The following is a 13,281-nucleotide window of genomic DNA, read 5'->3' as shown; positions in this document are numbered from 1 at the left end:
GTAAGCGAATAGTGCTTCACTTTATACTGCTTTTTTTTGTGTTGTAATTTTGCAAAAATATAGACAGAATGAATAGTCGTATTAATATATTCAATAATTACTATTAAAGCCGATTGTGGCGACAATTAGATAGATAGATATCTGGTTATAGATAAACTTTGGGGAAAAATAATGAGTATGGTATCTGAGTTTAAAGAGTTTGCGTTAAAAGGTAATGTGATGGACCTAGCAGTTGGTGTCATCATTGGTGGTGCTTTTGCAACCATCACAACTTCTCTTGTGGCAGACATTATCATGCCTATCGTCGCCTTTATATTCGGTGGCGAAATTGACTTTAAGAACATGTTCTTAGTATTAGGGGATGCACCTGAAGGTATTGCTATGACCTATGATGCACTTAAAGAATCGGGTGTTCCAGTATTAGCATATGGTAACTTTATTACGGTGCTTATTAACTTCCTAATTTTAGCTTTCATTATCTTTATGATGGTTAGAACGGTAAATAAAATGCGCCGTGCTCAAGAAGTAGAAGAAGTGGTAGAGGCCATTGTGGAGCCTTCAGAAGAAGTGCTATTACTTCGTGAAATTAGTGCCAAATTAAGTAATACTGACATCTCTAAATAAAGTCATTTAATGTAGCAAATAAAAAAGGCTAACGCGACGTTAGCCTTTTTTATTGTCAATTTACAAACAAATTAGATTTAGTATCTATATATTATAATGCAATATACTTAAAAATAACTGCTTATGGATTAACGATTACGTAGTCGTTTGTATTGATTAAAATTTCTGATGGTTGGTCGACGACGATACGCACAAGGTTGTTATCATTTGCTTGTGACTTATAATAGTTGTCTTCAGCAACAGAGCAGCCTAAGCAACGGCCCATCGCATCCCAAGGCTCGACAAATAGCTTCTGCTGCGCTTGATCTGCGTTGCCACCGATTAGGGAGAAAGGTAGGCTAACAAGATAGAGTGCAGTACCAGCAACGGCGCCGACCAGTTGAAGAGGCTTGCCTACGGTAGCATCCGCAACCATGGTTCCGTAGGAAGGCCCAAAGTCAGTTTCATCAATCTCTATTGCGGCCAAGGCTGGCTGCATGCTAGCGACCAACAGACTTAAGCTGGTAGCAACAGTAAAAGCTTTTTGCTTAACTGTGCGTTGTTTCTTGGCTTTAACAGTCATAACGATATCCTAAAATTCACAATTGGTATGATTAGTGGCTGCTGATATTTCTACAAAAAAATATCCTCGCAGCGATAGGTAAGCTAAATATTACAGATAAATAAACCGTATGCACTATTTATGTAAGTGTTATTACTATTAAAGCAAGATGTGCGTTAATAAGCAACAAAAATGCGCATGATATGCTGGTTTGAATGAAAAAATATAAGACATTCAAATGAAATTACTACGCTGTTGATTGTAGATCGAAACGGGTAGGTAAAATTACTGAAAATTATGGTTAACCCATTGGTTGACAACTAGGGCAAAAGACACTGGCTCGGCCATTAAGCTTGATATTCTCAAGTGTTGTCTGACAATCTGGACACGCTTCACCTTGTCTACCGTAAACGTTTAATGTCTGCTGAAAGTAACCTGTTTGACCGCTAGCAACGGTAAAATCTCTTAGTGTCGAACCGCCAAGTGCTATCGCTTTTTTTAGGATAACTTTAATGTGATCAACTAATAGAACGATCTGCTCGTACGATAATTGATGAGAAGGTGTGGCTGGGTGAATGCCTGATAAATACAAGCTTTCTGTGGCATAGATATTCCCTACACCTACCACCACCTGCTGCTCCATGATAACTGACTTGATAGGGCGGGAGATAGGTTGCTTTTTTGATTTAGCTTTATTTGTGACTGTGGACACGGCGTTTTCACTAGATACGCTTGTACGTTGAATCAAGTGGTATAGATAGTCCGCAGTAAATGTATCTGAAAGTGGCTCAGGACCTAGGTGGTCCAATAGCTTGGCGCTATAATCTTGATACCATAATACCGAGCCAAATCGTCTTGGGTCATAATAGTGTAGCTGGGATTTGATATTATCAGCATTATTGAACACTATTACTAAATGATCATGTTTGCGTTTATCTGTACCGTAACTGTGCTGCTGTAAGCTACCTGACATGCCTAAATGAATTAAAAGCTCTCGAGGTGCTAGCTTATCAGATTGCACCACTGCGCTACTATCATTAGATGATGCAGGTAAAAAGTTCAGTATTAAATATTTTGCTCGGCGCTCGACACTATCTAGTGTGAAATCAACCAAGATATCTAAGTCATCTGGCATCGCCCAGCGTAGCTTCGGCTGAAATATTTTTACATCGATAACCTGTTGCCCTAGTAACGGCGCTAGGCTAGTTTTGGTCGTTTCTACTTCAGGCAATTCAGGCATGATATTTCTATGGCAACTTTATGATTAAGTGAATATGTATAGCTAGGCTTGTATTTAAACAACGGCGCGACGAGCATGCAAGATACCATGCTGTTGCTCTAGTTTAGCTAGCAGTTTAGACAAATGAGCCAGTCCCGAAACTTCAATATGAAATTTCAAAAAGGCAATATTATCGTCATTGCTAAGTGTCTGAACCTGACGAATATTGACGTTTTCTTTATCAATAATTTGTGTCAAGTCACGCAATAGCCCTCGTCTATCATAAGCCTCTACATGGATATCAACGGGTTGATAACGACCAGATTGTACTCGCCAAGCGGCTTCTATCGCACGCTCAGGGTCTCGCTCGATGAGACGCGAATACTCAGGGCAGCCACGATTATGAACACTGACCCCTCGTGACAACGTAATGTAACCAGCAATTGGCTCACCGTGTACAGGATGACAGCAACCTGCTAGGTTCACTTCGATATTATCCAGACCATCAATGTGAATCTTATAGGCATCAAGTTTACCAGTGTCTCTATTATCTACACTGGGTATAAAGTCTTCAGGAGGCCTTTCAGGCTCTAGATGTAGCTGTCGCGAGATGTGGCTGGTTAACTGGTTTAGACCGATATCACCGGTGACCAAGCCAACGATAATATCGTCGGTAGTATTGGCATTGAAATGCTGAAGATAATCGTTCAAATCGATACTGTTTGGATGTACCGATAGTCGTTCAAGCTCTTTGCTGAGCATTTGACGACCAATCTCAATATTCTTATCACGGTCTTGTTTGTTAAACCATTGTCTTAGTTTTGAGCGTGCACGGTTGGTGTGAATATAACCGAGCGAGGCAACCAGCCAATCGCGATTAGGTTCACGTGATGCCTTAGTGATGATTTCAACTTGTTCACCCGTTTTGAGCTGATAGGTGAGCGGCACATAGCGTTGATTGACTCGAGCAGCTTGCGCACGATTGCCAACTTGAGTATGCACGTAGTAAGCAAAATCAAGAACGGTCGCACCTTTTGGTAATTCGGTAATATCACCATCACGGCTGAAGATATAAATACGTTCTAGCTCATCAAAATCAACGAGTTGCTCTTCTTCGTCGAGCTCTATCTCATCGAGATCCTCACCTGTTAATGAAGATGACCGTAGCTGATTGCGTGTTTCATTATTAATAGATAAAAGTTGACGCAGAGAGCTGATTCTTTGATTGAGGTAATTATCCTTTTTATTCTTCAAACCTTCTTTGTAGTTAACATGCGCGCACATGCCAAGCTCTGCTTCAAAATGCATCTCATGTGTACGAATCTGTACTTCGAGAGATTTATTTTTCGCAATCACGGCAGTATGTAGCGAGCGATACCCGTTAGATTTTGGATTGGTGATATAGTCATCAAACTGTTCAGGGATATAGCGCCATAACCCATGGACCAAACCTAAGACGTGGTAGCAGTCTGAAGGGTTAGTAACCAGTACTCGCAATGCACGAATATCATAAAGCTGATCAAATGATAAGCCTTTGAGCTTCATTTTTCGGTAAATCGAATAGATATGTTTGACACGTCCAGAAACCTCACCTTCGATGTTGGCTTCTGCTAACGCTTCATTGAGTTTGTTTTGCACGCGCTGAATATAGGACTCACGCTCACTGCGTTTTTCGGATAGTAGCTTGGCAATCTCTTTGTAGCGATCAGGTGCAAGATAGCGAAAAGCTAAATCCTCAAGTTCCCATTTCAGTTGTGCGATACCCAGTCGATGCGCTAATGGGGCATAGATAGTCATGACTTCACGTGCGACACGATTTTGCCTGGCTACACTAGAGAAAGTCAGCTCACGCATGGCAAAGGTACGCTCAGACAGCTTAATCAGTACAACGCGTACATCGTTAGTGACAGAGATGAGCATGCTATAAATATTGGATAGCTGGTCACGCTGATTGTTCACGAAGTGATCTTCTAAGCGCTTATTGCTCTCGATAATCTCAGACAGCTTACCCATTGCCAAGGCATCTTTGACTAAGGTAGATATATCAGACCCAAAGTTTTTTTCTATCTCAGCGAGGCTAATGATAGATTTACGTGCACTACGATAGAGCATGGCAGCAACAAGCGCATCTTCATCTTGGTAAAGATAGGTCAATATGTCGGTCATACCAATACCAGTGACATAAGCGCCTGAGCGTTCAGACTCGCTAGTATTCATATGATTGCGAATAAATTCACAAGCAGCATGCAGGTTAGGGACAGAGTCTTGCCCAATACGTTTGGCTACATTGTCTAGCCATGTGGGAACGTCGATATTAACTTGATCCAAGTCAATAGCTTCAATTTCTACTTCAGAGAGCGTATTGTTATCATCCAACAGCGGATTATCAGAATACTCGTTCTCAAGCTTTGGATCATGGCTATGAAAAGCATGTAAGGCTGAGCGATCAAAAGTGGTGTGTAGCTTATGAGTTGCTAGCTGGTATTTGATATCGAGTGGGATTTGGGCATAGCTATTGGCAGACTGATGAGAGCGTTGGCTCGCAACCAGCTGGGCTGCAAGCGTTGCACTATCGGCTTGTGTGGTCTGTCCATCCACTAGCGGTAATCCTTCACGAATTTTTACCATAGCCGACTCCTCTTAGCTATTTTGAATTGAGTATAACCCCGTCTACTGTACATACATTTCAAATTTGTATTTTCATAAAGTATTAGATATAAACCAATACGACTGCTAAAAAGCGATTTTTAGCAGCTATAAAATGCGTGTAAAATATATAAAGCTATGAGTATGAACGTTTACTAAGTTCTGATTTTCTAAACATAGAAAAGTTGTTTACTATTATCCCATTTTGAGATGACAAATCAAGCAAGGCTATGTAATGTCTGCTGTTAATCAGGGCAAATAGCTGTTATTTATTAACGCTGCTGCTATTTTGCACGTTCAGTAGTTCACTTAAGAAGTAAGAGATTAAACGGCTACTTTTTCGAAGCGAGCGATAGACTCAACATGGCCAGTATGGCAGAACATATCCATCACGCCAGCATGTGTCAGACGATAGCCCTGTTCTAATAATGCTTTTGTATCACGTGCAAGTGTTGCAGGATTACAAGAAACGTAAACGATTCGCTCAGCATTAAATTTAGGTAAATACTGCATAATCTCCCACGCACCAGAGCGCGGTGGATCGATTAGTAACGCATCAAACCCTTGGTTGGCCCAAGGTTTATCAGTGCAATCATGTATCAAATCTTGGCTATAAAACTCAGTATTATTGATACCATTGCGACGTGCATTATCTGCTGCGCGTGCGGTCATGGCTTCGCTTCCTTCCACGCCGACTACGGAACCTGTCTCACCGACGAGTCGCGCAAGTGGTAAGCTAAAGTTACCTAGGCCACTAAATAGATCCAGTACGCGTTCACCTGCTTTTAGGTCTAATAAATCGCAAGCGAGCTTGGTCATTTGACGATTCACAGATAGATTGACTTGAGTAAAGTCAGTCGGGATAAATTCAAAGGTCAAATCGTACTCTGGCAGTTGGTAATACAGACGTCCAAACTGTTGGCTCATGTCATCCGCATCCGTCAATGCAATACGTTGGATGCTGTCAGCACCTTTAGACTGTAAATATAACTGCCAATTACGTGCCGCAAAAAATACTTTTAGCTTTTCTACATCACCGTCTGACAATGGCTCTAAGTTACGCACGATAAGGGCAACTGGCTGATTGCCATCTGGCAACTCAGGTATCTGCTCACCCATGGCCAATTCAAGCTGAGCAATCTTATTACGACTCTCTAACGTGCTGATCAACGCTTTTAAGTTTTCAATCTCAAAACCAATGCGTGGGTCTAAGATATGACACTCATTTAACTCCGCTAAAAAGTTACTTGAGCGCTCACGGAAACCAACCAAAGCCGTTTCTTTTTTGGTGACATAACGTACACCCAATCTTGCTTTGGTACGATAACCAAGGCGATCACCAACGACAGGGGCAAGCCAATTATCAGGCTCTACATTGGCTTGGTGTATAAGCATCTCGGCCAGTACAGATTGCTTAAAGCTAATTTGACTTTCTGGCTGCCAATGCTGCAAGTTACAGCCACCGCAAACGCCAAAATGAGGGCAGGGCGGTACAGTACGTTCAGGATTTGGGTTGGCAGTGATGCTGATTGCATCGCCTTCCTCAAAACTGGCACGACTATTGGTTATTTTGACTAATGCGCTTTCACCTGGCAGCGCAAAACTGACAAAGGTTGTTTTGCCATGCTTGTCTTCAGCATGACCATCGTCAACCCCAAAACCATTGCCATAGATAGCAACACCGCGACCATCATGCGACAATCTATCGATGGTAAAAGGAATCGGTTCTGCATCTTTTAGGCGACGACGTGTTTTTGATGATGGCTTAGATTTTTTCTTATTTGGTGGAACGACGATGGATTGTCTATCGTTAGTTTGTGGCGCTGCGTCAGATGCTATAGACGTTTTTGAATCGGTGGGTTGCATAAACCTGCCTTAATAATAAATGATAAATAACAAAGAAATAAAAGTAAAAGCGACTGCTTAAAATGAGGTGTTTTTATGAGTTGGGTGCAGATGACCAGTCAGCTATGAAGGCTTGATGACGTATGCTGCCATCTGCTTGGGTATGTTTTACTAAATAGTCATAGCTCTGCTGCTGCCAACTGTCAAAGTCTTGTGAGGATAATTGCCCGGTTAAACGCAACCAGCGCAGATAGATGAGCCACGTATTCATGACGTCAGACTCGCAATAGATGGATAGCGCTTGCCAATCCTCATTAGTAACGAGGTCACCCACCATGCTGCCATCAATATTAGTTTTGCCGGGTAGGCCATAAAGGCTTGCGACAATATCCATGGCTTCGCGGTGGCTGGCACCGTACTGACTGAACCTGTCCATCAAATCAAGATGACGGGTGTGGAAGCGGTTAATATAGTTATCAAAGCGCATATTTTTAATGCGATCGCCTTCTTCAAATAACCATGGCGCTGACAAATCGTACTGCATGGCGCGATATATCAACACAGGGATATCAAAACCTGAGCCGTTCCAACTGATCAGTTGCGGTAGCTTTTCAAGGTCACTAAATGCTCGAACGAATTTAGTGAGAATGTCTTTTTCGCTAAATTTATCTGCAGTCAACGAAAACAAAGAGAAATTACCGTCTTTAATGTATAAAGCAGAGATACAGACAATACGCTGTAGTGGCAGGCGCATAAAATCGTGCCCAGCTTCTTGCATACGGATAGCTGTCAAAGCACTTAGCGTATCCGCATCATTGAGTTCAGCCAATTGCGGATAGATACGGCGCGCCGCATCCGTATCGGCGACAGTCTCGATATTAAAGACCAATATAGGGTCGGAGGGTCGGGCTTGTGACATAGTTAATCCTGACTATTTATCAACTTATCGTCAATCCAGCATATAAGAGTGATAGCATTAATCTCTCTTAAATTGAACCAACGATATTGAGCAGCGTTGTCTGTTCGTTACTTAACTTCTAGGCTGTTATTGGCATTGCTATCATCAACATTGCTGTCGTCAACGTTATACAAACCCGTTGATAAGTAACGATCGCCACGATCGCATACGATAAATGCAATAACGGCATTAGGATTTTCTTTAGCGACTTGTACCGCTGCCCATGCTGCTGCCCCTGAAGAAACACCTGCGAAGATGCCTTCGGTTTTGGCCAGTTTGCGCATATAAATCTCTGCGACACGCTGATTAATATCCATGACTTCGTCGACTAAGTCTGCATCGAAGATACCAGGCATGTAAGCAGCAGGCCAACGACGGATACCTGCAATCGCAGCTTCTTCATCAGGTTGCAAGCCGATGATTCTAATATCAGGATTTTGTTCTTTCAGATATCGTGAGACACCTGTAATAGTACCAGTGGTGCCCATTGAGCTAATAAAATGCGTGATTTTACCCTCAGTTTGCGCCCACAGTTCAGGCCCTGTGGTCAAGTAATGTGCCTGACTGTTATCAGGGTTGTTGAACTGATCTAATACAATACCTTCACCCGATGTTTGCATTTGCAATGCCAAATCACGCGCCGCTTCTATCCCTTCATCAACCTCGATTAACGTTGCACCATAGGCAATCATGGCATCTTTACGTTCTTGGGTTGAGTTGGTTGGCATCAGTAGTGTTATTGGATAGCCACGCATCGCCGCGACCATGGCTAAGGCAATACCCGTATTACCGCTAGTCGCTTCAATTAACATGTCGCCAGGCTTGATGTCACCACGCTGTTCTGCTTGATAAATCATGTTAAAAGCAGGACGGTCTTTGACGGAGCCAGCAGGGTTATTACCCTCAAGCTTGGCCAATAACGTAGCGCCATTGGTTAACTGCTCTGTCTCAGGTAGACGTTGCAATTTAACCAACGGCGTTTGACCGACGCAATCAGCAAGCGTCGTCACTTGAGTAATATAGTTAGCCTTTAACATAGCCGGAGCGGACATAAAGTATCCTTATTAATTTTAAAATTGATTTTTGAATAATAGTGTATTTCTTAAATATAATTTTAGTTTTTGAGTCAAGATGTCAATACGGTTGCTATCAGGGTAAGCTAATGATTTCGTAGTTGATTGTATTGTGACAATCACAAAAAAATAGCAACTGGTAGAAAGTTGCGTCATTATATCATTTTGTTTTTGGCTACGCTGATGGCATCAACAGATTTTGGTAAATGAGTGGTGTCTAGAAATAGCTAGACAGCTAAAAGACGGTTTCGGCATCAATCATTAGCCATATCACCTTCATCGATTAGAATCTATAAATGTTGTTAAAATAGCTGAGATATTTATAAAATTTATTCTTAGGCAAAATAGATTGCCACTGCTATTGATATAGTCGGTTCAATATAATTTAGATACCAGAAAGCCGAGTGAAAGTACTGTAAGTAGTAGACTAAGCAAGACCGACACCGTATCCATATACATAGCAAAATTCCCAATAGAGAGTGACGACAGCATGGCATACAAAAAACGTTTTGATACTAGCAGTGCGTATGACCAATTGATCATATTGGTATTTTTACCAATTTGTGTGTTAGCAGCCGTCGGCGGTATTTTGGTGTTTTATGAAACCATGCGTGCCAGTAATTCAGAGCAAGGCGTCTTGGCTGAGGCCGTGCTGATTCGCTATACACCAGTGATTGCAGACCTCATTCCTGAACTATTAGAGCAAGAGCGCAATCAAGACATCAGCGAAATTCATGTAGGTGAAACGCCGCAAACTGTGATTACAAAGCTGGAAGGTATCCAAGATAAATTGGGTCGTATGCAGTCTGAGCAGCACGTACAGCGTATCGCTATTATTGATGAAAACAATCAAGTACTCGCAGCAGTCGGTTATGGGTTAGGTGAAGCGTGGCCTGCAATAGATACCAAAGCAAAGTTTTTATCGCAAGAACTAACGCCTATTGGTACCGCTTATGGCAGTGTGTTGGGTGAGTTTGAAGGGCAACGACTGTGGTTGCTCGTCGATATGGACAATGAGCCGCTGTATATTGCGCGTTATCGTATTGCCATGGCGCTAGTGATTACGGGCTTGTTCACTATTCTAATTCTATTACTTAGTTTAAATATTTATTCAAAGCGCTGGATAGCACCTATCTATGAGCTGCGATTACAGCTACAGCGTACCCATGTCGACAACCTATATTATCCAATTCCAGTTGAGTCAGATGGCGAGCTAAATCTACTACAGCAAGATTTGGTTAGGACGTTGCGCCGCTTGCATATGAGCTTTCAGGAGCTTAAAGATCATGCTGAGCAAACCGAAGACGATTTGCGTTTGGCATTTGATGAGATGGAGATGCAAAACATCTCTATTCGTAATGCGCGTGATGCAGCTATCTCAACCAGCCAAGCCAAGTCAGCATTTTTGGCCAATATCAGCCATGAGTTGCGTACACCTCTTAATAGTATCGATGGTTTCATCAATCTGCTGGCACGTCATGGTGAATTGAATCCTGAGCAAGATTTGTATGTGCAAACCATACGTAAGTCTTCTGCGCATTTACTTGCATTGGTCAATGATGTCTTGGATTTCTCCAAAATTGAAGCCGGTAAACTGGTACTCGATCGCCATGAGTTCGATCTCTATGACACCATTTATGATGTGGTTGATATGCTCTCTCCAGTCTCAGCAGAGAAAGGTTTGCGCATGGCCGTGCTCTTTTATAATGATGTGCCGATGCGTATCAACGGTGATGCTCTGCGTCTCAAGCAAGTACTGACCAATATCGTAGGTAATGCGATTAAGTTCACTGACAGTGGCGATGTGGTCGTACGCGTCAGTTTGGATGATCATCGTGACAACTACCTAATGATTAGTGTACAGGATAGTGGCAAAGGTATTTCTTTAGAAGATCAGAAAATGCTGTTCCAGAGCTTTAGCCAAGGTGACCCATCAATTACTCGTCAATACGGTGGTACCGGATTGGGTCTAGTCATATCTAAGCAACTGACGCGACTGATGGGCGGTGATATTGGTTTTCATGACAATGCCCAAGAAAACATTGCCAATCAAGGCGCAACGTTTTGGTTTCGTATGCCAGCACATGTTGACGTGCTAGAGGCCGCTACTGGTCAGACGATTGAGCTACCAGTATTAGCGCCGCTGGCAAGTGAGACCGATGAGTTTAATGTGTTGGTGTGGATTAATCATACGGCATCTATTCAAGTGCTCAAAGCCAGCTTACAGTATTTACCGATTACGCTTACCCAAGCGAACTCATTACCGGGTGTACTTGAGTCATTAAAAGAACGCGGCAATTATTGGGACTGGGTCATCGTTGATGATGATACACAAGACGATATGATGGCGCTGCTAAAACAAATTCGTCTACATTATCAAGGTAAGCTTGCCGTGTTTGGCTACCAAGTGGCGGCCGACCAAGCGCTCTTAAATCGCTATCACGCCAACATATTGTATGAGCCATTAGATAAAAGACAGCTCTATGCCATGCTAGACACGCAGAAACGCAGTGTTGCAAAAAGCCTGCAAGAGCCACGGTGGAAAGGGGTGACGGTACTAGCAGTCGATGATCATCTACCCAATTTACTGGTGCTAGACGCTTTGCTGAGCGAGCTGGGTATTCAGGTGGTGACAGCGAGTAGTGGTTTTGATGCCATAGAAATTATTAGTAAGCAACAAACCAAACATACTAAATCATCGAAAAATGATAAGCAAAGCTTGTCAAATAAAACCCAGATATCTAAAGCCGAAGCGCGCGATGAGGTGAACAAAAAATCAAACAGTGCGCTTTATGAAGAGGCAAATACTGAAGATAAAGCGGCTACTCAAGATAAAGGCAGTATTGATTTAATCTTTATGGATATTCAAATGCCGCGTATGTCAGGGCATGAGGCAGCCCGCCAAATTCGTAATATTGAGAGTGATGATAACCGTATTCCTATCATTGCTCTGACGGCACATGGGTTGGCTGACGAGCGTGACAAGCTCATTGCCAGTGGCATCAACGACTATGTTGGTAAGCCTATTAGTCAGCCGCAGTTACTGCAAGTACTACAGAAATGGCTTGGACGTACAACAACATCAGAATCGATGCTGCTGCCTGACACTGACTTGCAAAGTATTGGTTTGAATGAAAGCGATTTGTCAGAACAGAGCTTAGGCGCTATCGATCCGGTAATCGGCCACTCGATAAGCAATAGCGCTCAACCTAGCGATTGGCAAAATAGAGAAATTGAAAACCAGTCAACTTGGCCTACTGATGCAACTGTCACGACAGGTTCTATGTCAAAAAGTAATGGGATTACTAGAGATGGCGTATCTGATAGCATAAATCCGCAAAAGATTACTCGCCCTTTATCATTGAAGAAAATTCGTGATGACTACCTGCGAGATAGTCAGCCTCGTGACGATCATAGACGAGAACCACCGCGTGAGACTCAGCCTCGTTATGAAGGATTACACTTAAATAAACATGGCCAAGTGCCACTATTATCAGCACCAAAAAAACCGATAGGCAGCTCTTACAACAGAGTAATCGCTCGTACAGATTCGGCAGCATATGAACAAAGCAGAAAGGGTCTAGACGGCAGTAACTATCCCAGTAAACATAACCTACATGATGGTCATGTAGGGGCTAAAGATATAGACGCTTCAAATATTCTAGATTGGCAAGACGCGCTCAATCGCTCAGCGAATAAACCTGATTTGGCAGCCAAGCTCATTATTATGATGCTTGACACCATAAATGATGAAAAGCAGGCATTAACTCAGGCATGGGAAACTGGGGATCGTAACATGCTGGCGCAAATTGCCCATCGCATATTAGGTGGTAGTCGTTATACAGGTGTACCGCAGTTACGTCAGGCCAGTCAAGACCTAGAAGATAAATGCTTATTGAATGTGCAGCATACGACTCCCGCTCAGTTTGCTATGCTTGAGCCGTATTACGAGGGATTAATAGCAGCGTTAAATAATTTGCAGATGTTAGATTTATCTGGCTATCCTCAGCTTAATTATCATCGTTTAAGTGAAAATGATATGACGTGGAAAATGATCTAATTAAATAATAAAATAAATTATTAATTATAACGTCCGTGATTTTTTGATAAGTGGCTTTTTGATAAATGGCTTTGTGATAGTTCATGAGCGACTTATATATGACACTTTTTATATATAGTCGATTCAATGTAATTTGGACACAAGGAAGGCGAGTGAAAGTGTTAAAAGTAGTAGACTAAACGAGACTGATACCATATCTAATTTATAGAGGATTGAATATAGTACCGTCGCAGTCAGTTATTGCTGCGGTAGGGTAGAGATAAGCCTGCTAATATTGGAGTCTGTTGAACCTTAAAATACCAGCGCTATATTTTA

Annotated in this window: 8 protein-coding genes; 2 read left to right on the top strand and 6 right to left on the bottom strand. The window is 42.3% G+C overall.

Translation table 11 applies throughout. From position 1 onward, the window contains the following. Positions 1-171 precede the first annotated feature (171 nt). A complete protein-coding gene (mscL, locus tag DFP82_RS00265) occupies positions 172-624 on the top strand; it encodes a large conductance mechanosensitive channel protein MscL (RefSeq protein ID WP_110921738.1) in 453 nt (150 codons plus the stop codon). 121 nt (positions 625-745) lie between these two features. Here the strand turns inward: mscL and DFP82_RS00260 are convergent, their stop codons facing one another. From DFP82_RS00260 to cysM, 6 genes are all read right to left on the bottom strand, one after another. Beyond that, positions 746-1,186, bottom strand: a complete 441-nt coding sequence (locus DFP82_RS00260) for a hypothetical protein (protein WP_110921737.1) — start codon at positions 1,184-1,186, stop codon at positions 746-748. A gap of 280 nt (positions 1,187-1,466) precedes the next feature. Continuing rightward, positions 1,467-2,405 (bottom strand): bifunctional DNA-formamidopyrimidine glycosylase/DNA-(apurinic or apyrimidinic site) lyase, encoded by a 939-nt coding sequence (gene mutM, locus DFP82_RS00255; protein WP_110921736.1) that lies wholly within the window; start codon positions 2,403-2,405, stop codon positions 1,467-1,469. 54 nt (positions 2,406-2,459) lie between these two features. Further along, positions 2,460-5,012, bottom strand: a complete 2,553-nt coding sequence (locus tag DFP82_RS00250; protein ID WP_110921735.1) for a RelA/SpoT family protein — start codon at positions 5,010-5,012, stop codon at positions 2,460-2,462. A gap of 342 nt (positions 5,013-5,354) precedes the next feature. Further along, positions 5,355-6,896, bottom strand: coding sequence for a 23S rRNA (uracil(1939)-C(5))-methyltransferase RlmD (gene rlmD, locus DFP82_RS00245; RefSeq protein ID WP_110921734.1), 1,542 nt, complete (start codon positions 6,894-6,896; stop codon positions 5,355-5,357). 73 nt (positions 6,897-6,969) lie between these two features. Continuing rightward, complete coding sequence (locus tag DFP82_RS00240; protein ID WP_110921733.1) at positions 6,970-7,794, bottom strand: 3'-5' exonuclease; 825 nt, start codon at positions 7,792-7,794, stop codon at positions 6,970-6,972. A gap of 107 nt (positions 7,795-7,901) precedes the next feature. Continuing rightward, on the bottom strand, positions 7,902-8,885 hold the full coding sequence (cysM, locus tag DFP82_RS00235) for a cysteine synthase CysM (RefSeq protein WP_425450579.1): 984 nt from the start codon (positions 8,883-8,885) through the stop codon (positions 7,902-7,904). Between the two features lie 511 nt (positions 8,886-9,396). On the opposite strand from cysM, the gene DFP82_RS00230 reads away from it, so the two are divergent. After that, positions 9,397-12,966 (top strand): hybrid sensor histidine kinase/response regulator, encoded by a 3,570-nt coding sequence (locus DFP82_RS00230; RefSeq protein WP_110921732.1) that lies wholly within the window; start codon positions 9,397-9,399, stop codon positions 12,964-12,966. Positions 12,967-13,281: the final 315 nt, after the last annotated feature.

It is taken from the genome of Psychrobacter fozii, from assembly GCF_003217155.1.
Lineage (GTDB): Bacteria > Pseudomonadota > Gammaproteobacteria > Pseudomonadales > Moraxellaceae > Psychrobacter > Psychrobacter fozii.
Note: the sequence above shows the minus strand (reverse complement) of the source record. Positions and strands in the feature narration are given on the sequence as shown.